We start from the raw sequence: 21,703 nt of genomic DNA on the forward strand, positions 1-21,703 counted from the left end.
CCTTCCCGGTCCGGGGGCTCCGTCCCCGAGACCCCCGCTCCGCAAACGCCGGAGGGGCTGTTCGCGGCCCCTCCGGCGACCGTGGCCCCCACCTCGGCCTCCCTTTGCCGCTCCTCAGCGGTGAAGCGTCCGGCGTCGAGTTCCTCCGCGATCTCCTCGTCCTGGGCCATCAGCAGGTCCAGGTTCGCGTCGCCCGTCTCCAGGACCTCGACGCTGGTGGACGAGGGGTCAACAAGTTACGCACAAGGGATTGACGGTCTTGCTGACAAGCAGTCTTATAAGAGGTGACCGCGGGTAACCCGCCTCAGGCACCTCAGACAGCACCCCGAAGAGCAGGAGACCTCATGACGACCGTGACCGAAGACGGCGAGCTCACCGTTCTGCGGGACGCGCTCGGCCTGCTCAAGGACCGCGAGCAAGTGGCCGTCCGGCTCCTGGAGTCCTCCGCCAAGCACTCCTTCGACCCGGACCGGGAGATCGACTGGGACGCCCCCGTCGAGGACGGCAAGTGGTTCTGGCCGCCGGAGCTCGTCTCGCTCTACGACACCCCGATGTGGAAGCGGATGTCCGAGGAGCAGCGCTTCGACCTCGCCCGGCACGAGGCGGCCTCGCTCGCCTCGCTCGGCATCTGGTTCGAGATCATCCTGATGCAGCTGCTCGTACGGCACATCTACGACAAGTCCGTGACCAGCGCGCACGTGCGGTACGCGCTCACCGAGATAGCCGACGAGTGCCGCCACTCGATGATGTTCGCCCGCATGATCCAGAAGGGCAACGCGCCCACGTACCCCGTGACGCGGCTCAACCACAACCTCGCCCGCGTCCTGAAGACCGTCTCGACCACGCCCGGTTCGTTCGCCTGCACGCTGCTCGGCGAGGAGATCCTCGACTGGATGCAGCGCCTGACGTTCCCGGACGAGCGCGTGCAGACCCTGGTGCGCGGCGTGACCCGCATCCACGTCGTGGAGGAGGCCCGGCACGTCCGCTACGCGCGCGAGGAGCTGCGCCGCCAGATGGTCACCGCCCCGCGCTGGGAGCGCGAACTGACCCGGATCAGCTCCGGCGAGGCCGCCCGCGTCTTCTCCATCGCCTTCGTCAACCCGCAGGTCTACACGGACGTGGGCCTCGACCGCCGCGAAGCCCTCGCCCAGGTCAAGGCGAGCGGCCACCGCCGCGAGGTCATGCAGAGCGGGGCGAAGCGCCTCACCGACTTCCTCGACGACATCGGGGTCCTGCGCGGGGTGGGCCGCAGGCTGTGGCGGTCGTCGGGGCTGCTCGCCTGAGCGCGCCGCGGGGCAGCGCCCGAAGGGGCGCGGGGCCGTGTCGGTGTGCGGCTCCGCCGCGCCGGCGCGACCGGCCACGACGAACCCGCAGGTGACGGAAGGCCCATTGGTACGACAACCCGGTTACCCTGCGGGGCATGACCACTACCCGTGCGTACCGACGCCTCAGCGTCGAGGCGCGGCGGAGCCAGCTGCTCGACGCCGCCCTCTCGCTGTTCGCGCACCGCGCGCCCGAAGAGGTCTCGCTCGACGACGTGGCGGAGGCCGCGGGCGTCTCGCGCCCCCTCGTCTACCGCTACTTCCCGGGCGGCAAACAGCAGTTGTACGAGGCCGCGCTGCGGTCGGCCGCCGACGACCTCCAGCAGTGCTTCGCCGAGCCCCAGGACGGGCCGCTCACCCAGCGCCTGTCCCGGGCCGTCGACCGGTACCTGGCGTTCGTGGACGAGCACGACGCCGGGTTCAGTGCGCTGCTCCAGGGCGGCAGCGTGGTGGAGACCTCCCGGACGACCGCCATCGTGGACGAGGTCCGGCGCTCCGCCGTCACGCACATCCTCGCCCACATGGACCTCGCCGAACCGGCCGGACCGCGGCTGCGCACCACCGTGCGGATGTGGGTCACCGCGGTGGAGGCGGCCTCCCTGATCTGGCTCGACGAGGACAAGCGGCCGCCGCTCGACGAGCTGCGGGAGCTGCTCGTCGAGCAGTTCGTGGCCCAGGTCGCGGCCACCGCCGGGCGGGATCCGCAGACCGCCGACGTGGTGCGCCGCGCCCTCGCCCTGGAGAGCCCCGAGGGGCCGGTGGGCGAGCTGGTCCGGCGGATCCTGCCGGTGGTCGCGGAGGCCGCGCACCTGGTGTGACGGGCGCCCGGGGGCCGGGGTGACGGACACTGGGCCGGTGAAGAGTGAAGACACCCCCTTCGTGGGCGGCCCGCTGGACGGCCGCGTGCTCCCGGTCCTGCTCGGGCCGACCGGTCATCCGCCGAAGGTGTACCGGGTCCCGGTGCCGGACGACGCGGGGGGCGAGCCCACGGTGCTCGTCTACCGCCGGGTGGCCGCCGAGTCCGCGAAGCGGTTCGGGCTGCACGCGGGCTGGCGGTACGAGTACGCGCCCGACGCGGACCCCCGCGGCGGCCGCCTGCGCGACCTGAAGTGGCCCTGGTCCAAACCGGGCCCTCCGGCCGGGCAGGGGAGCGGCTGAGCCCCGGTGGCCCGCCAGCGCGCTGCCCGCCAGCGCGCTGCGCGCTCGTCCTCAAGCGCCGGACGGGCTTGATCTCGCCGCGGCACCGCCGTCGACCGCGTGCAACTGGACGCGCCGCGCGCCCCAAGGACGAGTGACCTCGTTGCGCCAACCGCCCACCGCCGGGAGGCGGGCCCCGCCCGGCGGCCGGATGCTCGCGGTGCGCGCCGGAAGGCCCGTCGCGCACCGGAGGTGATGACGTGTCAGGAAGGCTGCTGCGCTGGGCCTGCGCGGGCTCCGCGCTCTCCGCGCTGGTGACGACGCCCCTCCCCGCGCTGCCACCGGCCCACGCCGCCCCCAGGCCCGCCCCCGCCCCGGGCGAGCGCTCCGTGGCCACCCTCCTGACGGACCTCCAGCGCCTGTACCGCCAGGCCGAGGAGTCCACCGAGACGTACAACGCCACCGACGAGAAGCTCAAGGAGCAGCGCCGCAAGGTCGCCGACCTCGACCGCCGCCTCGGTGCGGCACGGGCCGCCGCGCGCGACGGCCGCGGCGCCGCGGGCCGCCTGGCCCGTCAGCAGTACCAGAACAACAGCGTGGAGATCTCCTCCTACGTCCGGCTGCTGCTCGCCCGCAGCCCGCGGGGCGCCCTCGACCAGCGCCACGTGCTGCGCCGGGCCGCCGCCGACCGGGCCGCGGCCGTCGCCCGCCTCGCCGACGGCGAGAAGCGGGCCGACGCCCTCGCCCGCGCCGCCCAGCGCGCCCTGGCCGCGCAGGAGTCCCTCGCCCGGCGCCAGGAGCGGGCCCGCGACGGCGTCCGGACGCGGCTGCGCGAGGTCGAGGAGCTGCTCGCCTCGCTCAGCACCGAGGAGCTCGCCGCGGTCGGCCGGGCCGAGCGCACCGGCGCGGACGCCGCCCAGCGCGAGCTCGTCGCGTCCGGGGCGCTCGGCGCGCCCGGCGTCCGGCGGGCCCCTTCGGCCCGGGGGGAGCGGGCCGTGCGGTACGCCGTCGCACAGATCGGCAAGCCGTACGAGTGGGGCGCGGAGGGGCCCGCCACGTTCGACTGCTCCGGGCTCACGCAGCGGGCGTGGGGCGCGGGCGGGCGGGAGATCCCGCGGACCAGTCAGGAGCAGTGGGCGCGCCTGCCCCGGGTGCCGCTGCGGCAGCTGCGCCCCGGCGACCTGGTCGTCTACTTCCCCAAGGCCACGCACGTCGGGCTCTACCTCGGCGACGGGCTCGTGGTGCACGCGCCCCGGCCCGGGGCGAAGGTGAAGGTCTCCCCGCTCGCGGCGAACCCCCTGCTCGGCGCGGTCCGCCCCGACAGGGGCGCAACACCGGTGTCCGACTACCGCCCGCCGCGCTTGCCCGCGGGGGCCCGTGCGGGCGCGGATACGGGGCTGAGCGAGGACCTGCCCTGAGCGGCACGGCCCCATAGGGGGCGCGGGGCTGTGTCATGTGCGGCTCCGCCGCGCGGGCGCGACCAGCCACAACGCACCCGCAGATGACAGGCGGAAGCAGAGCCCTCAGCCGGAGAGCGCGGCCTCCATCACCGCCCGGGCGACGGGGGCGGCGCTCCCCCCACCGCTGATGTCCGCGCGGGACGCGGCCGCGTCCTCGACGACCACCGCCACCGCCACCGACGGCTCCCCGTCCCCCGGCTTCTGCGCCCAGGAGATGAACCAGGCGTACGGCGTACCGGAGTTGCCGAGCCCGTGCTGCGCGGTGCCGGTCTTGCCGCCCACGGTCACACCGGGGATCGCCGCGTTCGTGCCGGTGCCCTGCTCGACGACCTCCGTCATCAGCTCCCGAAGGCGCAGCGCCGTGCCGGGCCCCATGGCCTGGTGGAGCGTGCGCGTGGCCGTCGTGTCCACCGTGGTCCCGGACCCGGTGGTGGTCCGCTCCACGAGGTGCGGCGCCTTGACGAAGCCGCCGTTGGCGACGGCCGCCGCCACCATCGCCATCTGCAGCGGCGTGGCCCGGGTGTCGTACTGGCCGATGGCCGAGAGCGCGAGCTGCGCCCGGTCCATCGACGTGTCGAAGGTGCTGGCGGCCACCGACGACGGCACCTTGATCCCCGGGTCGTTGAAGCCGAACTTCCCCGCCGTCTCCACCAGCGCGTCGAGCCCCGTGTCGGCGCCCAGCTTGGCGAACACGGTGTTGCACGACCACCGGAAGGCGTAGCGCAGGCTCGCGTCGGTGCAGCCGGTGACCTCGTTCGAGAGGCGCGTGGAGGTCCCGGGGAGCGTGTACGGGTCGGGGGACTTCGTCGGCGCGTCCAGGTCGGTGATCTCGCCCGCGTCGAGCGCGGCCGCCGCCGTGACCACCTTGAACGTCGAGCCGGGCGGATACGTCTGGCGCAGCGCGCGGTTCAGCATCGGCTTGTCGGGGTCGCCGTTGAGCCGGGCCCAGGAGTCCGCCACCGAGCGGCTCGTCCCGGAGAGCCGCTCGGGGTCGTACGACGGCGTGGACACCAGCGCGAGGATCCTGCCGGTGGCCGGTTCCAGCGCGGCCACGGCGCCCTTCTTGCCGTCGAGCCCGGCGTGGGCGGCCCGCTGCACCGCGGCCCTGACGGTGGTGACGACGTCGCCGCCGGGGCTCCGCGACCGGGTGAGGTCGTGCCACAGGGGCAGCGGCGCGAGCATCGGGTCGGTGCCGGAGAGCACCGAGTCCTCGGCGTGTTCCAGGAACGTCGTGCCGTACACCTGCGAGGCGAAGCCCGTCACCGGCGCGTACAGCGGGCCGTTCGTGTACGTCCGCTCGTGGCGCAGCTGCTCGTGGGTGTCCTTGGAGCCGGTGACCGGGCGGCCGTCCACCAGGATGTCGCCGCGGGGCACGGCGAAACGCTCGATGGCCCGGCGGCGGTTGGCGGGGTTGTCGTCGTACCTCTCGGCGTCGAAGACCTGCACGCGGGTGGCGTTCACGAGGAGCGCCACGAGCAGCAGCAGACAGAACGCCGCGGCGTGGCGGATGTACCGGGTCACGGGGACGCCTCCTGCTGCGGCCGGGCCCCGGCGGGCTCCTCGCCGGCCGGGGCGTGGGCGCGGGCCGAGTCGCTCAGCCGGATGAGCAGCGCCACGATGATCCAGTTGGTGACGACGGACGAGCCGCCCTGTGCGAGGAACGGCATCGCCATGCCGGTCAGCGGGATGAGACCGGTCACGCCGCCCGCGATCACGAACACCTGGAGCGCCACGATCGAGGCGAGCCCGACGGCCAGGAGCCGCCCGAAGGGGTCGCGCAGCGCGAGCCCGGCGCGGTAGCCGCGCTCCACGAGCAGCGCGTAGAGCAGGAAGATCGCCGCGAGCCCGGCGAGGCCCAGCTCCTCGCCCGCCGTGGCCAGGATGAAGTCGGACTTCGCGGCGAAGCCGATGAGGATGGAGTGGCCGAGCCCGAGCCCGGTGCCGAGCAGCCCGCCCGCCGCGAACGCGAAGAGCGACTGGGCGAGTTGGTTGGGGCCCTGCCCCGCCTCGATGGAGGCGAAGGGGTGCAGCCAGTCCGCGACGCGGCTGTGCACGTGCGGTTCGAGCGAGCCGACCGCGTAGGCGCCCGCCGCCGCGAGGAGCAGGCCGACGGCGATCCAGCCGGTGCGGCCCGTGGCGACGTACAGCAGGACCACGAAGAGCCCGAAGAAGAGCAGCGAGGTCCCCAGGTCCCGCTCCAGGACCAGGACGCCGACGCTCAGCAGCCAGATCGCCACGACCGGGCCGAGCACGCGTCCGGTGGGGAGCTGGACGAACTTCCACAGGGTGCGGCCCGTGGTGGCGAGGGCGGTGCGGTTGGCCGCGAGGTAGCTGGCGAAGAACACCGCGAACAGGATCTTCGCGAACTCGCCCGGCTGGATGGAGAATCCGCCGACCCGGATCCAGATGCGGGCGCCGTTCACGGCCGGGAAGAAGATCGGCACGATCATCAGCACGAGCGCCGCGACGACGGAGAGGTACGCGTAGCGCCGCAGCAGCCGGTGGTCGCGCAGCAGGACCACGACCGCGACGCACAGGCCGACGCCGATGGTGGACCAGACGAGCTGCGTCGGCGCGGCCCGGTCGCCGGGCGTCTCCAGGTCGAGCCGGTAGATGAGGACGAGCCCCAGGCCGTTGAGGAGCACGGCGATCGGCAGGAGCAGCGGGTCGGCGTACGGGGCGCGCAGCCGCACCGCCAGATGGGCGAGGAGCGCGAGCACGCCGAGCCCGGCGCCGTAGCCGGCGGCGCCGGGCGGGACGGAGCCGGTCCTGGCCAGGCCCACGTCGCAGTAGCCGTAGACCGAGAGCAGGACGGCGACGACGATCAGGGCGAGTTCGGTGCCCCGGCGCCGCGGGACGCGGACCTCCATGCCCGGAACGTAGCAAGCTCCGGGCTTAATGTCCGGTTATGCCCCGCCTGGACTCCGGTGGCTCAGCACCAGCGCGGGGCGGGCCCGATGTTGGCGATGTAGTGCGCGGCGCCCCAGGCCCACGTGCCGTCGGTGAGGAGGTACCAGCGGTCGTTGCCCTGGATGTGCTCGCCGCGCGTCTTGCAGAAGATGTGCACGATCTTGCCGTACGGCTCGTACCGGACGACCTTGCTGCCCCGCGTGGGCCGGTCGCGCAGGAGCAGCCCGGGCTTGGCGGTGACCTTGCCCTGGTAGCTGCGGGGGTGCTCGTTGCCCTCGGCGGCGAGGGCCGGGGCGGTGGCCAGCGTGCTGGCGGCGAGCGCGCCGCCGGCGACGGCTATGCCGACGCGGACGGCGAGGGAGCGGGGGCGCAGGGCCATGAGGGTCTCCTCGGGGGAGTGGGGTGGACGGCCGGTCCATAGGCCGCGATTCACGCTAAGAGCGACATCCGGCCACCGCAAAAGGGTCACGTACGGTCAGACGTCCCCGTCAGGCCCGGACTTCGTCCTGCTCGTCCCCGGAGAGCCGCTCGGCGCCCGGCAGCGTGAGCGTGGCGACCGCTCCCGTCCCTTGCTCCACATTGGTGAAGGTCAGGGTCGCGCCGACCACCCGCGCCTGGCCGAGCGCGATGGTCAGGCCGAGGCCGTGGCCCTTGGTGGTGCCCTCGGTGCGGAAGCGCTGCGGGCCGTGTTCCACCAGGTAGTCGGGGAAGCCGGGGCCGTGGTCCCGCACGGTGATCACCGGCCCGTCCACGGTCAGGGACACCGGCGGCGCCCCGTGCTTGACGGCGTTCGCCACGAGGTTGCCGAGCACCCGCTCCAGGCGCCGCCCGTCGCTCTCCACCACGAGGTCGCGTACGACGATCAGTTCCACCTCGGCGCCCGAGGCGCCCGGGTCGCGCAGCACGCGCTCCGCCAGTGGAGCGAGCCGCACCGCGTCCAGGTCCACGCGTTCGTTGCGCGTGTCGAGCCGGGAGATCTCCAGGAGGTCCTCGGTGAGCGTGCGCAGGGCGGCCACCCGGTCCCTGACCAGCTCGGTCGGGCGGCCCGGCGGCAGCAGCTCGGCCGCCGCGTGCAGACCGGTCAGCGGGGTGCGCAGCTCGTGCGCCACGTCCGCGGTGAACCGCTGCTCGCTCAGGAGCTTGCCCTGGAGCGAGGAGGCCATGGTGTCCAGGGCCCCGGAGACCGTGGCCACCTCGTCCTGGTGGCGGCCGGGGTCGTGGGTGCGCGGGTCGTGCACGCGCGCGTCCAGGTCACCCGCGCTGATGCGGCGCGCGACCCGGGCCGTCAGATGCAGGCGCCGCGTCACGCGCGTCACCGCGAACGCCCCGACCAGCAGGGTCGCGCCGATCGCGAGGACGGACGAGCCCAGGATCGCCCGGTCGAGGCCGTCGATGGTGCGGGCGCCCTGGGCGTAGTCGACCTCCACGGCGATCGCCCGGCCGCCGTCCGCGGGCCCCGCCGCCCACACCGTGGGCGTCCGGTCGTGGTCGCCGACCATCGTGCCGCGCTGTCCGTCCACGGCGAGGTCGCGCAGACGGCCCGGCAGGCCCGGCGGGTCGATGCCCGCACCCGGGCCGAGGCGGCCGCCCGCCTCGTACTGCTTGGTGGCGTCGTCGAGCCGGGACAGGGCGCGCTCGCGGGCCTGGCCCACGGTCTGGTTCGTCACCGCCACGTGCACGAGCACGCCGAGCAGGGCCGCGAGGGCGCAGCACATCACGGCGATGAAGACCGCGGCCTTCCACGTCAGGGTCGCCGTCCAGGCGGGCAGGCGCAGCGGGAGCCGGGGGCGGCGCGGCCCGTTCGGGCCGGTCATTCGCCCGCGTCCGGGTGCTCGCCGGAGCTCGGGCCGGGGGCCGGGGCCTCCTCGGCGGGGATCTCGGTCATCTCGGGTGCCGGGCTGCGCGCGCCCTTGGGCCGCGGCGCGTCGGAGGAGCGCAGGAACTCGTCCCGGGTCGGCAGCATCGCCCGCTGGTGGCGGTCCCAGGACCAGGCCGTGCGGTACTCGTAGCCGGGGATGTCGGAGGCCGCGCGGAGCACCAGGTCGCGTCCGGCGAGCTCCACGCCGAGCACGGCGTCGGACGTGCCCATGATCTGCGTCAGATGGCCCTTGTCCATCGCGTAGACACGGATGGCCAGCTGCTCCTCGGGCATGCGGATGCCGATGACCATGTCGTCCTTCCCGTCACCGGTGAAGTCGCGGTAGTACGCCTTGAGGACCGGGCACTCCCTGTCCTTCTTGCCGCAGTTCTTCAGGGCGTCCGCGGTCTCCTTGTAGAGCGCGGACGGGCCGCTGTAGTCGTCGGGGTGCGCGGCCGCCTGCGCCTTCACGATGGCGACGGGACTCACCTTGTGGAGGTCGCCGCCGGGCACCCGCACGCCCTTGACCTCCTCGGTGTCCGCCGTGCCGTAGTCACCGATCGGCGAGGACGCGGGCGGCAGGTCGGGCCAGAGCCGGGTGGGGCCGACGGCCGTGGGGGTCGCGCCCGAGCTGCGCAGGTCGCCCGGGTCGCCGCAGCCCGCGGCGAACGCGCCCGCCAGCAGCGCGACGGCTGCTGCGGCGAGCGCGCTGCGGCGGCTGCTGCGGTTCAACGGCACTCCTGCGGGCCAAGGACGGGGGCGAGGCGCGCGGGGCCAGGAGCCGGGGGAGCCTGGTCACCGCACGAGGTCGGCGTAGAGAATGATGTTGTCGGCGCGGTGTCCGTTCCTGATCGGGCCGCCGCACGTCAGCAGGCGCAGCTCCGGCCGGTCGGTCGTCCCGTACACCTTATGGGTTGGAAAGTCTTTCTTGTCGACCTGCTGGATCTCGCGCACCCGGAACCTCGCCGTGCTGCCGTCCGCGCGCGGCACCATGATGGCGTCGCCGACCTTCACCCGGGCCACGTTCCGCATCAGCGCCGGGCCGTTCACGGTGTCGTAGTGCGCGACGAGCACGGCCGCGCCCTTCTGGCCGGGCGTGACGCCGCCCGTCCACCAGCCCGGGACCTCCGCCTTCGTGACCGGCGGCACCTCCAGCTCGCCGTCCGCGCCGATGCCGAGGTCCAGCATCTGCGAGGCGTCGACACCGGCTGCCGGAATCCGCAGGCCGGTCGGCTTCGACTCCTTCAGGGGTGCCGGGGCCTGTCTGGCCTGCGCGGTCGCCGCGTTCTTCACGGTCACATCGGGTGCGGCGGCGGTCCGGCCGCCCTGGCCGCAGGCGATGAGCCCGACGCCGACGGCGGCGGTGAGGGCGGCGGCCGCGGCGATGCGTCCCGTGCGGCGGCGGGCGGGGGCGGCGGCGTCTTCCTGGGGCTGCGTGGTCATGGGCGCTCCTGGTCTTGCGGGGGAGTCGTCGAGAAGGGGGGGCGGCCCGGATCAGCCGTCGGTACGGCCGCGGCGCAGCATCGCGAAGCCGAGGCCCGCGGCACCGGCGGCGGCCATGGCGCCGCCCGCCGCGAGGAACGCGGGGTTCCCGCTGTCGCGCAGCCCCTCGGTGCCCGCGCGGACGCCGCCCTTCGGCGCGGTGGTGCGGGAGACCGAGGGGGCGGGCTCGGCGGCGAACGCGCCGGTGGCGGGGGCGAGGAGCGCGCCGCCCGCGAGCGCGGCGACGGCGGCGGTCCGGAGGGCGGCGGTGCGGCGGCGGGGATGGCTCACGGTACGTTCCTTGCGCTCGTGCGGCGGGGGCCCGGGGCCCGGCGGGTGCGATGACGGCTACGACGCTAGGCGGCCGCCGTTGCGGCGGTTCGGCGAGTGTGTAACAGCGCGCCATAGCTGTGCGGGCAGTGCCGTTACGGGACACGAGGAGCAGGGCGCACGGACCGGGCCCAGCGGGGCGAACCCCGGGCGAACAGGCATGAACTTCCGTGCGGCCCCGTCAGCTTCTTGCCGCGGGCGCGTCCGGGCTGTTCCCATGGTCGGTGGGGTGATGGGGATGAGCGGACTGCGTGTCGTACCGGCGTTCCGGCACGGTCAGGAGCGGCTCTACGTGTGCCGGGCGGACGGCAGGAACGTGGCCTGGTACGACCGTGAGACCGCCCGTGTGAACCTGCTCAGCGCGGCCGAGGAGGAGGACGTCCTGCACGTCCTCGCCCCCTTCCTCACCGGGAACGTCGCGGTCGGGCCGCCCCCCGTGCCCACCCCCGCCGAGCTGGCCAGGCTCTCCCTCCACCCCGACGACGACCTCGCCCCGAACCGGCCCGGCGAGGCGCTGCGCGTCCAGCTCGAACGCGATCCGCCCTCGGCCCGCAAGCTGCGCTCCGACCCGCGGAGCCGGGCCCTCGCCGCCGAGGTCGCCGTCGGCGAGGCCCTCGACCGGCTCGACGCCGTGGGCTGGCACACGCTGCACTCCGTCGGCCTGCCCGGCGGCGCCCGCATCCACCACCTCCTGATCGGCCCCGGGGGGCTCTTCTGCGTCCACGCGGTGCCCGCGCGGCGGCAGCGGGTGCGCGTCACCGACCCCCTGGTGGCGGTCGGCCGCGCCCGGCCCGCCCCGCTCCTGCGGGAGCTGCGCGCCGACGCCGCGCGCGCCTCCTTCGCCCTCACCGCCGAGGTCCGGGCCGTCCTCGTGCCCGTCGGCGCGGTCTCCGTCGAGGCCACCGCGGAGCCGCGCGAGGTCCACGTGCTGACCGAGGCGGACCTGCCGGGGCTGGCGCGGGCGGGGGGCGTGCTCAAGCCGGCGGATGTGGAGGCGCTGCACGCACTGGCCCGCGACCGCCACGTCTGGCACCGGGTCTAGGGCCCGGGGCCTCCCGGCCGGGGGTGGCGGGCGGGCCCGCCCTGCGGGGGGTGGGGGGGCCGCTTTCCCTCCACCCCTGTGGGCAATCGTCCCGCAGGGCGAGTGGGGCATCCCCTGCTCGAGCGAAGCCGAGAGCTTGGGGAAGGGTGGGCACAGCCTAGGTGCCGAGCAACCTTGCAGCTCAGGGCGCAGGTCGGCCGGGCCCCGGCTCAGGCCCCGCCCCCGGGAAGCCCCGCCGCCCGCGCGGGGTCCCGCAGCCCGGCGAACAGGTCACCCACCCGCCCCAGCCGCGCAGCCATGTCCGGCGCCCGGAAGACCAGCGGCGCCGCGTCCCCGACGCCCCCGCGCTCCACTTCCCCCCAGGCCAGCGGCGCCGACACCGTGGGCTCCCCCCGCGCCCGCACCGTGTACGCCGTCGCCGTCGTCTTCGCCGCCGCGTTCTGGCTGAAGTCCACGAACACCTTCCCCGCCCGCAGACTCCGCGTCATCCGATGCACCACGAGCGCCGGCAGCGCCCGCTCCGCCTCCACCGCCAGCTCCTTCGCGTACGCGGAGACCCGCGCGGACGCGACCGGCACCAGCGGCGCGACCAGGTGCAGTCCCTTGCTCCCCGACGTCTTCACGTACACCGAGAACCCATCGGCGACCAGCCGCTCCCGTAGCCACAGCGCCACCTCGCACGCCTCCGCCACGGTCGCGGGCGGCCCGGGGTCGAGGTCGAGCACGAGCCGGTCCGCGAGCCCCGGCGCGTCCGCCCGCCACTGCGGTGTGTGGAACTCGGTCACCAGGTTCGCCGCCCACATCAGCGTCGGCAGGTCCTGGACGAGGATCTGCCGCGCGGGCCCTTCGGACCGCGGCACCTCGGCCGTCCGCACCCAGGCGGGCGTACCGGGCAGCACGTTCTTGGTGAAGAAGCGCTGCCCGTCGGGCCCGTCCGGGAAGCGGAGGAACGACACCGGCCGGTCGCGCAGCTCGGGGAGCAGCACGTCCGCGGCGGTCGCGTAGTAGTGCAGGACCTCACCCTTCGTGAAGCCGCTCGCCGGGTACAGCACCTTGTCGAGGTTGCTGAGCGCGAGCCGTCGCCCCTCCACCTCCGTGATGGGCGTCATACGATGAGAATCCCACGAATCACGGCAAAACGTGGCGAAAGGTGCACCGCATGCGCTCCATATGGAACGGCGCCATCTCCTTCGGCCTGGTCAGCATCCCGATCAAGCTGGTGAACGCCACGGAGAGCCACTCGATCTCCTTCCGTCAGATCCACACCGAGGACGGCGGCCGCATCCGCTACCGCAAGGTCTGCGAGCTGGAGGACCGCGAGGTCCCGACCGCCGAGATCGGCAAGGGGTACGAGGACGCCGACGGCTCGGTCATCCCGATCACCGAGGACGACCTCGCCTCGCTGCCGATCCCGACCGCGAAGACCATCGAGATCGTCTCGTTCGTACCGGCGGACCGCATCGACCCGCTCCAGATGGACACGGCGTACTACCTGTCGGCCAACGGAGTGCCCGCCGCCAAGCCGTACACCCTGCTGCGCGAGGCGCTCAAGCGCAGCGACCGCGTGGCCATCGCCAAGTTCGCGCTGCGCGGCCGCGAACGGCTCGGCATGCTGCGCGTCGTCGACGACGTGATCGCCATGCACGGCCTGCTCTGGCCGGACGAGATCCGCGCCACCGACAGCGTCGCCCCGGACGCGAGCGTCACGGTCCGCGACGCCGAACTCGACCTCGCGGACGCCCTCATGGACACCCTCGGCGAGGTCGACCTCGACTCGCTCCACGACGACTACCGCACCGCCGTGGAGGAGATGATCGCCGCCAAGGTCGAGGGCGGTACGACCGCCGCCCCCGAGCCCGCGGCCGAGCCGGGCGGCGGCAAGGTCATCGACCTGATGGCCGCCCTGGAGAACAGCGTCCGCGCCGCCCGCACGGCCCGCGGCGAGGCGGACGGCGGCAAGGAGGCCGAGGTCACCGAGCTGCCGACGCGCCGCTCCGCGCGTACGACCCCCAAGCAGGTGGGCGGCAAGAAGTCGACGACCGCGAAGAAGACCACGGCGGCGGCCCCGAAGAAGTCCACGGCGAAGACCGCCGCGAAGAAGCCGACGACCGCCGGGTCCGCGACGAAGTCCACGGCCAAATCCACCGCCACCACCGCGAAGAAGGCGCCGACGAAGGCGCCGGCGAAGGCATCGACGAAGGCATCGACGAAGAAGACGGCCACGGCCAGGAAGACGTCGGCCAAGCGCCGGGCTTCGTAGACCGCCGCTCAGCGGGTCGCCCGGGGCCGCGGGGCCTATTCGCACACGGTCACGGCGAAGAGCCCCACCTCCTCCCGGCGGCTCCGTACGTTCTCGAACCCCGCCTCCCGGGCCCAGCCCTCCGTGAGGGCCGCGTTGCGGCACTTCATGATCCACAGCCGCCCCTCCCGGTTGGGCAGCACGTTCGCGATGAAGTCCAGCTGGGGGTGGCGGGTCTGGGTGGTGCAGACGAGGACGCCGCCCGGGGCGAGCAGCCCGCGCAGCCGCTTGAGGGACGTACGGACGGTGTCGTCATCGAGCAGCAGCTCGTACAGGCCGGAGACCACGATGACGTCCGGCGCCCCGGCCCGCGGCGGCTCGGGGTCGAAGGCGTCCCCGGTCTCGTACGAGACGTTCGTCAGCCCGCGGGCCCGCGCCAGCGACTCGCCCTGGCGCAGCCCGGCCTCCGCGAGGTCGCGGCAGACCACCCGCACCCGCTCGGGCCCGTAGGCCGCGGCCAGGTCGTGCAGGTAGCGGCCGGGCCCCGCGGCCACGTCGAGTACGCGGACCGGGCGGCCGGGGCGCCGTTCGACCTGCTCGCGCAGCACGCGCTGGAGGAGGTCCCGGCGGGCGCGGATGGCGCGCCAGCCGACGGCGTCCAGGTAGACGCGGTCGACGAGGCGGCCGACGCCGAGCGCGCCGCGCGCCCGGTTCACGTACACGTAGTCGAGCATCGTGCCGCTGTCGAAGCCGTGCCGGTAGCCGATGCGGATGCCCGCGGAGGTCTGCCCGACCGTGCGCAACAGGCCCCGGAGCACCGCCCACTTGAGGTTCCGCAGAGGTTTCGTCATGCCCGCAAGCGTCCCGGCCGCGCCGCGCGCAGGACATCCGTACGCCTACTCGGACGGCCCTGAGTAGGCCGCTGGGCGCGGCGGACGGGGGGAAGGCAACGACGGCAGCTCACGGCACAGTTGCTACCTTGATCCACGATTTTGATCCACGATTCAATTGATGCGACCGGCAACGATGTGAGGATGTGCCGCAGCATCGATCGACATCGATCGATCGGCAAGCGATCGACAGGCCCACGCACCGCAGGAGGTCCCCCGTGACCGGCTCCGACCCCAGACTCGACTCGTCCGCGGAAATACGCGCCCGGATCGACACGAGCAAGCCCCACTCGGCACGCTTCTGGAACTACTTCGTGGGCGGCAAGGACAACTACGAGAAGGACCGCGAGCTCGGCGACCAGATCAAGGAGATCTTCCCCGGCCTCGTCGACGTGGCCCGCACCAGCCGCCTCTTCCTCGGCCGCGCGGTCCGCCACCTGGCGGGGGAGCAGGGCGTCCGCCAGTTCCTCGACATCGGCACGGGCCTCCCGACCGCCGACAACACCCACGAGGTCGCCCAGCGCGTCGCCCCCGACTCCCGCATCGTGTACGTGGACAACGACCCGCTGGTCCTCGCCCACGCCCGGGCCCTGCTCACCAGCACGCCCGAGGGCGAGACGGCGTACATCGACGCCAACATGTACGAGCCGGAGGCGATCCTCACCGAGGCCGCCAAGACCCTGGACCTCTCCCAGCCGGTCGCGCTGATGATCCTGAACACCCTGGGCCACGTCGCGTCCTACGACCAGGCCCGCGACCTGGTCAGCCGCGTGATGGCCGGCCTCCCCTCCGGCAGCTACCTGGTGATCAGCGACTCCACCGCCACCAGCGAGGGCATGATCGCGGCGTCGAACGCCTACAACGAGAGCGGCGCGATCCCGTACTACGTCCGCAGCGTCGAGGAGATCACCGGCTTCTTCGACGGCCTCACCCTGGCCGACCCCGGCGTCGCCCAGGTCACCCGCTGGCGCCCCGAACCCACCACCGACACCACCACGGAGGTCGACGCCTACGCCGGCGTGGCCCGCAAGCCCTGACCTGCGAAGCGGCGCCCGCCCCGGCCCCCCGGGCGCCGCCCGCAAACCCATTCCTGAGGACCACCGAAGAGCTGGTAGGGTTCTACCCGTCGCCGCGAACACCGCGACCGACACGCCCCCGTAGCTCAGGGGATAGAGCAACGGCCTCCGGAGCCGTGTGCGCAGGTTCGAATCCTGCCGGGGGCACCCTGTATGAGGTGCCTGTAGACCCCGCCACCAGCGAATTCGCTGAGGGCGGGGTCTTCGCGTATGTGCAGGTGGCGGTCGCAGGCCTTCCGTGTGGGTGTCTGCTCCCGGGGGACGCCTCACCGTGCGCAGAGCCTCAGCGGTGCTCCCGGGGTGCGAGCGCTCCCTCCGCCAGTGCCTCCGCCGCTCCCACGTACCCCGCCGGATCGCACCAGCGGTCCAGTTCCTCCCGCGTGACCCGGCCGGTGAGGGCCGGGGCCTCCGCGAGGTGGGTGGACAAGGGGCGGCCGTCCCGGGTCGCGGCCTCTGTGGTGGTGGTCAGGAGGTCTCGCGCGGCCGCTCTGCCCAGGAGGGGGGTCAGTTCCGCGACGAGGCGTTCGGCGACGAGTCGGCCGCCGGTGAGGGCGAGGTTCGCGCGCATGCGGGCCGGGTGGACGACGAGGCCCTCCGTGAGTTCCACCGCGGTGTGCGCGGCGCCGCCCGTCAGGCGCAGGCACTCGCGCAGCGGCTGCCACTCCGCGTGCCACGCCCCGGCCGAACGCTCGTCCTCGGAGAGCAGGCACTGCGTCAGGACATGGGCCAGGGAAGGGACTTGGAGTGCCGCGCTGCGGATCAGGGTGGTGAGAACCGGGTTGCGCTTCTGCGGCATCGCCGAGGAGCCGCCGCGCCCCGGCACGTGCGGCTCGCCGACCTCCCCGACCTCGGTACGGCTCAGCGACTGCACGTCCACCGCCAGCTTGCCCAGGGCCCCGGCGGTGTGCGCGAGCGCGGCGCCCAGGTCGGCGATCGGCGTCCGCAGCGTGTGCCAGGGCAGCACCGGCGCCCGCAGCCCCGTCTCGGCGGCGAACGCCCTCACCAGGCGTTCGGCGTCGGCGCCGTACCCCGCCAACGTGCCCGCCGCGCCGCCGAGCGAGACCGGCAGGGCATCCAGTACGGCCGCCACGCGAGCGTCCGCGGCGAGCACCAGCTCCCGCCACCCGGCCGCCTTGAGCCCGAACGTCGTGGGCACGGCGTGCTGCCCCAGGGTGCGCCCCGCGACGACCGTGTCGCGGTGGGTGCGGGCGAGCCCGGCCAGGGCCCGCCCGACACGCCCCAGGTCCGCCCGCACCAGCCCGAGCGCGCCCTTGGCCACCAGCATCGCCGCGGTGTCGAAGACGTCCTGGCTCGTCGAGCCCCGGTGGACGTACTCGGCGGCCTCCGGGTCCACCGCCGCCACCGCGCCGGTCAGCGCGCGGACCAGGCCCACCACCGGGTTGCCGCTCTCGCGCGCGTGCACCGCGAGCGCCCGCAGGTCGAGCAGGTCGGCCCGTGCGGCCTCGGTGATGGCCCGCGCCGCCCCGGGCGGCACCACGCCGACCGCGGCCTGCGCGCGGGCCAGCGCGGCCTCGGCGTCCAGCATGGCCTGTAGCCAGGCCAGGTCGGACACCGCCCGCTCCACGGGCGTTCCGGCGCGCACGGGGGAGAGGAGCCCGGCGTCCACGGCGTACGGATCGGCGGCCTCGGCGCAGTCCACCGCAGCGGCCTGCCGGTGCTCGGGATCCCGGGGCGCGTTCATGCGTCGCCCCCGGTGTACTCCCGCTGCGCCGTCGGCCCGTGCACGGTCGCGTTCACACTGAGTCCCCTCTCCTCCCAGAACACGGTTCGATCCTGACGGCGGTGGCGGAGGGCTGACAACGCCCGGCCGCTCCCGTTGTCACGACGTCCCGGCGAACCGTTGTCACGACGTCCCGGCGAACCGTCGCTACGACGTCCCGGCGAACATCTTGCGGATCTTGTTCGACATCCACTCCCCGGCGATCACAGGTGTGCCGCCCCCGCCCGCGCGCAGTGGTTCGATCGTGGCGTCGTGGTTGGGGAGGTAGAAGAACGGGATGGTGAGCCGGGACGAGGTGTCCCCGTCCTGCGGGTTGACCACGCGGTGCATGGTCGAGACCCAACGCCCGCCGGTCCACAGGCTCATGAGGTCACCGATGTTGACGACGAAGCCGCCCGGGACCGGCGGGACGTCGCGCCAGGTGTTCCCGTTCCGCAGGACCTGGAGGCCGCTGCGGTCGGCCTCCTGGTGAAGGATGGTGAGGCTGCCGAAGTCGGTGTGCGGGCCGCGGCGGAGCTGGCCGGGCAGCGGGGGCTCCAGCTGCGGCGGGTAGTAGTTGACGGCGATGGACGAGCCGTGGCGGTCGAACTTGTCCGCGAAGAACTCCTCGTCCAGGTCGAGCGCGCGGGCGAAGAGCCGCATCAGGTCCGCCGCGAGATCGGCCATGGCCGCCAGGTAGCCCTGCCACACCTCCTTGAAGCCGGGCGGGTTCGCGGGCCAGACGTTGGCCAGCGTCCAGGTCGCCCACTCGTCGCCGAGCCTGCCCCGCTCCTCCTCGTCCAGCTCGCCCGTCGCGTGCGCGGCGAAGGCCTCGCACAGGTCGGGCGGCGACTCCTGGCCCAGGCTCCGGGCGGTCGACCCGCCCGAGCGCCGGAAGCCCGAGACCCCGGGCCGGTGGGCGACCAGCTCCTTCTCCTCCCGGGGGAGGGCGAAGAAGGAGCCGGTCACCGTGAACATGCGGTCGATGAGCGTCCGGGGCACGCCGTGACCGACCACGACGAAGAAGCCGGAGCTCCTGCACGCCCGGTCGATCGCCGCGGCGACGGCGGCGCGCCCCCGAGCGGTGTCCCTGACGGACAGGTCGATGACGGGGACGAAACCGTCGGCGGCCGCGGCTACTTGGTCATCCTGCATGCGGTTCCACTCCTGTTCGGGTTCGGGTGCGTACGGCTCGCATCGACTCTGTGCGGGTGTGTGCACGGGGTGGCCGGGGGTGGGTTTCGTACTGCGTGGGCCGGACGGGTCGCGTGGGCCGGGGCGCTGGCGCGGGTGTCTCTCGCTTCATGTCTGTCACATCAACTCGCACAGTGGTCGGGTGACTAGAACATTGGTCCAGTGGGCCGTGACTGTACTACAGCTCCGCCCACCGGGCCCCGCCGGAAACCGCGCTGCGGAGACGTCAACTGCCCGTGTGAGCAGGGGAGTTGAGGAGGCGAAAAAAATCCGCGGCAGCAGGAGCGGCCCGGCCCCGGACCGGCCCTCCCGCCGTGGAAGACTCAGCCCGCGAACACTCGGCGACGCGCGCCGCGCCCGTAGTGAGCCGCGTGACTGTGGAGGTGAGTGTCATCGCAGGCGAAGAACGCACGAAGAGCCAACCCGGCGAGCCACGCCAACCCGGCGAGCCACGCCAACCCGGCGAGCCACGCCAACCCGGCGAGCCACGCCGGCCCGGCGAGTCCGGCCGGCCCGGCGCGGGAGGCGCGGGACGCTCCGGAGTCGGCAACGTCTGGCTGCGACCCCCGCGGGACAAGGGGGAACCGCCGCTCACCCGGGCCCGCATCGTCCGGGCGGCCGTCGACCTCCTGGACGAGGAGGGGATGGAGCGCCTGACGATGCGCCGCCTCGCCGAGCGGCTCCAGGCCGGTGCCACCACCCTGTACTGGCACGTGAAGACGAAGGGCGACGTCATCGACCTCGCCGTCGACGCGGTCTTCGGCGAGACGCCGGTCCCCGACCGGCACGGCGACGACCCCCGGCAGGACATCGCCACCCTGGTCGGCGACTGGCGGCAGGCCATGCTGCGGCACCCCTGGGTGGCCACCGGACCCGCCCGGCAACGGCCCCTGATCGGGCCCAACTTCCTGACCTGGATGGAGTTCCTGCAGTCCGCCCTGGTGCGCGCCGGCCTCACGGAGAAGCGGCTCAACGCGGCGACGTGGGCGCTGTACAACCACGTGATGGGTGCCACCGCCACGCAGTCGAGTCTGCGCCTTTCCACGGAGGAGGCCCGGATGGGCCAGGAGTACCTGGAGAGCCGCCGCGAGCAGTACCCGACGGTCGCCGCGAACCAGTACATCTCCGACGACGACTGGGACGCCAACTTCGCCCTCGGCCTCGCCTTCCTGCTCGACGGGATCGAGGCGCAGACCCGGAGCTGACAGCGGTCCCGCGGGGCCGGCGAGGCTCCCTCGCAAGTGGCGGAAGTAGGGAAAACCCGGACGCGACGGCGGGTGTCGACCTACTCTCGAGTTGTGCCAGGCGTGCCCGGCCGTGTGCTTGTTGTGGACGACAACAAGGTCATCCGGCAACTGATCAGGGTCAATCTCGAGCTGGAGGGCTTCGAGGTCGTGACCGCGGCCGACGGTGCCGAGTGCCTGGACGTCGTGCATCAGGTCCGGCCCGACGTCGTGACCCTGGACGTGGTCATGCCCCGCCTCGACGGCCTGCGCACCGCCGCCCGGCTGCGCGCCGACCCGCGCACCCAGGACGTGCCCCTCGTCGTGGTCAGCGCCTGTACGCAGTACGAGGTGGAGGCGGGCCTGGAGGTCGGCGTCGACGCGTTCATGGCCAAGCCCTTCGAGCCCGCGGAACTCGTCAGCGTCGTACGCCAGTTGATGGCCCGCGGCGACCGCGGTGACCGCGGCGACACCCCCCTCGGCACCCGCTGCCCCGGCACCGGCCCGGAGCGGGCGGGCCACCCCTGACCCGGCCCCCGGCCCCTCCCCAGGGGCTGACCGGCCTCCCGGCCCGCCCGGGGCCCCTCCACCGCGCCGCGCCCCCCGAGCCCCGCCCCTCCCGGCCGAGCCCCCGGAAACGGTCACGGCGCAAGCACCAGGGCCCGCGCCCCCGCGCACGCCAGTGACCCCCCGTCTCCCCTACCCTTGTCCCGTGACACCCGTCGAGCTCTCCCGCACCGTGCTGCGCGCCCTGCGCGCCGCCGTGGACGCCGGAGAGCTCAGCGCCACCGTGCCCGAGCGGGCGCACGTGGAGCGGCCGCGCCCCGGCGGCCGAGGCGACTACGCCAGCAACCTCGCCCTGCGGATCGCCCGGGAAGCGGGCGCGCCCCCGCGCCGCGTCGCCGAGATCATCTCCACGCGCCTCGCCGCCGAGCCCGGCATCGCCCGCGCCGACGTCACCGGGCCCGGCTTCCTCAGCATCACCCTCGACGGCGACCCCGGCACCCGGCTCGTCGCCGAGATCCTCGCCCGCGGCGAGCGGTACGGCCACATCACCCCGGACACCGGGGAGATCGTCCAACTGCACATCCCGCACGAGCTCCGCGCCGCCGTCGTCGCCGACAGCGCACGCCGCATCCTGCGCTCCCAGGGCGCCCTCGTCCGCGTCACCTGCGACGCGGCCCCCGACCCCGTCTGGACCGAGCTCCTCGGCGTACGCGTGGACGCACACGGCCACCCCCCGGCCCCGCTGCCCACCCTCCGCCCGGTCCCAGCCCCGGCCGAGCCGGACCCGCTGCGCCTCGGCCGCGACGCCGCCCGCTGGGCCCTGCTCCTGCCCGCCCCCCACGACCACCCCCACACCGGCGACGACCACCTCGCCCAGCGCGAGACCAACCCCCTGTTCCGCGTCCGGTACGCCCACTCCCGTGCCCGCGCCCTCACCCGCAACGCCGCACAGCTCGGCTTCACCGCCGCCCCCGGTGACGTCCGCGACGCCCGCGACGCGGGAAATGCGGTGGCGCAAGCAGCCGAGGACGACGGACACTCGCTGCTCGGCGCCCTCGGCGACCACCCCGCCGTCCTCGCCGCCGCCGCCCGCCACCGCGCGCCCGACCGGCTCGCCCGGCACCTCGTCCGTACCGCTGACGCCTTCCTGGCGCGGGCCCACACCGTGCTGCCGCTCGGTGACGAGAAACCCTCGGCCGCCCACCGCGCCCGGCTGGCGCTCGCCGAAGCCGCCGGGACGGTGCTCGCCGGCGGCCTGTCCCTGCTCGGCATCAGCGCGCCCGCGTACCTGTGAGACGAGAAGAGTCGAAAGA

Annotated in this window: 21 protein-coding genes, 1 tRNA gene and 1 pseudogene; 11 read left to right on the plus strand and 12 right to left on the minus strand. The window is 74.1% G+C overall.

The annotated features are described in order from the left end of the window. Positions 1 to 62 precede the first annotated feature (62 nt). Positions 63 to 206: pseudogene (locus MQV74_RS27615) on the minus strand (aminobenzoate oxygenase); the annotation flags it as partial. 138 nt (positions 207 to 344) lie between these two features. On the opposite strand from MQV74_RS27615, the gene MQV74_RS27620 reads away from it, so the two are divergent. From MQV74_RS27620 to MQV74_RS27635, 4 genes are all read left to right on the plus strand, one after another. Beyond that, positions 345 to 1,283 (plus strand): AurF N-oxygenase family protein, encoded by a 939-nt coding sequence (locus MQV74_RS27620; RefSeq protein WP_242722955.1) that lies wholly within the window; start codon positions 345 to 347, stop codon positions 1,281 to 1,283. Between the two features lie 137 nt (positions 1,284 to 1,420). After that, entirely contained in the window at positions 1,421 to 2,140 is a 720-nt protein-coding gene (locus MQV74_RS27625; protein WP_242722959.1) for a TetR/AcrR family transcriptional regulator, read from the plus strand. Positions 2,141 to 2,177: 37 nt separating this feature from the next. Continuing rightward, positions 2,178 to 2,480, plus strand: a complete 303-nt coding sequence (locus MQV74_RS27630) for a hypothetical protein (protein ID WP_242722964.1) — start codon at positions 2,178 to 2,180, stop codon at positions 2,478 to 2,480. A 239-nt stretch (positions 2,481 to 2,719) separates the two neighbouring features. Beyond that, a complete protein-coding gene (locus tag MQV74_RS27635) occupies positions 2,720 to 3,877 on the plus strand; it encodes a C40 family peptidase (RefSeq protein ID WP_242722967.1) in 1,158 nt (385 codons plus the stop codon). Positions 3,878 to 3,982: 105 nt separating this feature from the next. On the opposite strand, the gene MQV74_RS27640 is transcribed toward MQV74_RS27635, so the two are convergent. The 7 genes from MQV74_RS27640 to MQV74_RS27670 form a co-directional block, all read right to left on the minus strand. After that, positions 3,983 to 5,440 carry a penicillin-binding transpeptidase domain-containing protein gene (locus tag MQV74_RS27640; RefSeq protein WP_242722970.1) on the minus strand — a complete coding sequence of 486 codons (1,458 nt, stop codon included), beginning with the start codon at positions 5,438 to 5,440 and terminating at the stop codon, positions 3,983 to 3,985. Continuing rightward, positions 5,437 to 6,789: an FtsW/RodA/SpoVE family cell cycle protein gene (locus tag MQV74_RS27645; RefSeq protein WP_242722973.1), complete on the minus strand. Its 1,353-nt coding sequence runs from the start codon at positions 6,787 to 6,789 to the stop codon at positions 5,437 to 5,439. The genes MQV74_RS27640 and MQV74_RS27645 overlap by 4 nt, the downstream gene beginning before the upstream one ends. Before the next feature lie 62 nt (positions 6,790 to 6,851). Further along, on the minus strand, positions 6,852 to 7,208 hold the full coding sequence (locus MQV74_RS27650) for an SH3 domain-containing protein (protein WP_242722988.1): 357 nt from the start codon (positions 7,206 to 7,208) through the stop codon (positions 6,852 to 6,854). A gap of 109 nt (positions 7,209 to 7,317) precedes the next feature. After that, positions 7,318 to 8,643 (minus strand): ATP-binding protein, encoded by a 1,326-nt coding sequence (locus tag MQV74_RS27655; protein WP_242722991.1) that lies wholly within the window; start codon positions 8,641 to 8,643, stop codon positions 7,318 to 7,320. Further along, positions 8,640 to 9,425, minus strand: coding sequence for a hypothetical protein (locus tag MQV74_RS27660; RefSeq protein WP_242722994.1), 786 nt, complete (start codon positions 9,423 to 9,425; stop codon positions 8,640 to 8,642). Before MQV74_RS27660 ends, MQV74_RS27655 begins: the two co-directional genes overlap by 4 nt. A gap of 57 nt (positions 9,426 to 9,482) precedes the next feature. Then, positions 9,483 to 10,130, minus strand: coding sequence for a class F sortase (locus tag MQV74_RS27665; protein WP_242722997.1), 648 nt, complete (start codon positions 10,128 to 10,130; stop codon positions 9,483 to 9,485). A gap of 51 nt (positions 10,131 to 10,181) precedes the next feature. Continuing rightward, positions 10,182 to 10,460: a hypothetical protein gene (locus tag MQV74_RS27670; protein ID WP_242723000.1), complete on the minus strand. Its 279-nt coding sequence runs from the start codon at positions 10,458 to 10,460 to the stop codon at positions 10,182 to 10,184. A gap of 277 nt (positions 10,461 to 10,737) precedes the next feature. On the opposite strand from MQV74_RS27670, the gene MQV74_RS27675 reads away from it, so the two are divergent. Beyond that, entirely contained in the window at positions 10,738 to 11,541 is an 804-nt protein-coding gene (locus MQV74_RS27675; protein WP_242723003.1) for a nuclease-related domain-containing protein, read from the plus strand. Between the two features lie 209 nt (positions 11,542 to 11,750). Here the strand turns inward: MQV74_RS27675 and ligD are convergent, their stop codons facing one another. Next, positions 11,751 to 12,650, minus strand: a complete 900-nt coding sequence (gene ligD / locus MQV74_RS27680) for a non-homologous end-joining DNA ligase (protein ID WP_242723006.1) — start codon at positions 12,648 to 12,650, stop codon at positions 11,751 to 11,753. Between the two features lie 50 nt (positions 12,651 to 12,700). Here ligD and ku point away from each other — a divergent pair, with 50 nt between their 5' ends. Further along, on the plus strand, positions 12,701 to 13,801 hold the full coding sequence (gene ku, locus MQV74_RS27685) for a non-homologous end joining protein Ku (RefSeq protein WP_242723033.1): 1,101 nt from the start codon (positions 12,701 to 12,703) through the stop codon (positions 13,799 to 13,801). A gap of 35 nt (positions 13,802 to 13,836) precedes the next feature. On the opposite strand, the gene MQV74_RS27690 is transcribed toward ku, so the two are convergent. Beyond that, positions 13,837 to 14,631, minus strand: a complete 795-nt coding sequence (locus MQV74_RS27690) for a class I SAM-dependent methyltransferase family protein (RefSeq protein WP_242723035.1) — start codon at positions 14,629 to 14,631, stop codon at positions 13,837 to 13,839. 257 nt (positions 14,632 to 14,888) lie between these two features. On the opposite strand from MQV74_RS27690, the gene MQV74_RS27695 reads away from it, so the two are divergent. Beyond that, a complete protein-coding gene (locus MQV74_RS27695; protein WP_242723037.1) occupies positions 14,889 to 15,707 on the plus strand; it encodes an SAM-dependent methyltransferase in 819 nt (272 codons plus the stop codon). Between the two features lie 114 nt (positions 15,708 to 15,821). After that, a tRNA-Arg gene (locus tag MQV74_RS27700) sits at positions 15,822 to 15,893 on the plus strand. Between the two features lie 136 nt (positions 15,894 to 16,029). Here MQV74_RS27700 and pcaB read toward each other — a convergent pair. Together pcaB and MQV74_RS27710 are read right to left on the minus strand one after the other, a co-directional pair. Next, entirely contained in the window at positions 16,030 to 17,448 is a 1,419-nt protein-coding gene (gene pcaB, locus MQV74_RS27705; RefSeq protein WP_242723040.1) for a 3-carboxy-cis,cis-muconate cycloisomerase, read from the minus strand. Between the two features lie 186 nt (positions 17,449 to 17,634). After that, a complete protein-coding gene (locus MQV74_RS27710) occupies positions 17,635 to 18,621 on the minus strand; it encodes an isopenicillin N synthase family dioxygenase (protein WP_242723042.1) in 987 nt (328 codons plus the stop codon). Between the two features lie 596 nt (positions 18,622 to 19,217). Between MQV74_RS27710 and MQV74_RS27715 the strand changes: the two genes are divergently transcribed. From MQV74_RS27715 to nrtL, 3 genes are all read left to right on the plus strand, one after another. Then, complete coding sequence (locus MQV74_RS27715; RefSeq protein ID WP_278195159.1) at positions 19,218 to 19,865, plus strand: TetR/AcrR family transcriptional regulator; 648 nt, start codon at positions 19,218 to 19,220, stop codon at positions 19,863 to 19,865. 36 nt (positions 19,866 to 19,901) lie between these two features. Beyond that, positions 19,902 to 20,411 carry a response regulator gene (locus tag MQV74_RS27720; RefSeq protein WP_242723046.1) on the plus strand — a complete coding sequence of 170 codons (510 nt, stop codon included), beginning with the start codon at positions 19,902 to 19,904 and terminating at the stop codon, positions 20,409 to 20,411. Positions 20,412 to 20,595: 184 nt separating this feature from the next. Continuing rightward, complete coding sequence (nrtL, locus tag MQV74_RS27725) at positions 20,596 to 21,684, plus strand: ArgS-related anticodon-binding protein NrtL (protein WP_242723048.1); 1,089 nt, start codon at positions 20,596 to 20,598, stop codon at positions 21,682 to 21,684. Positions 21,685 to 21,703: the final 19 nt, after the last annotated feature.

The sequence above is a fragment of the Streptomyces sp. AN091965 genome (assembly GCF_022698285.1).
In the GTDB taxonomy this organism is placed as follows: Bacteria; Actinomycetota; Actinomycetes; order Streptomycetales; family Streptomycetaceae; genus Streptomyces.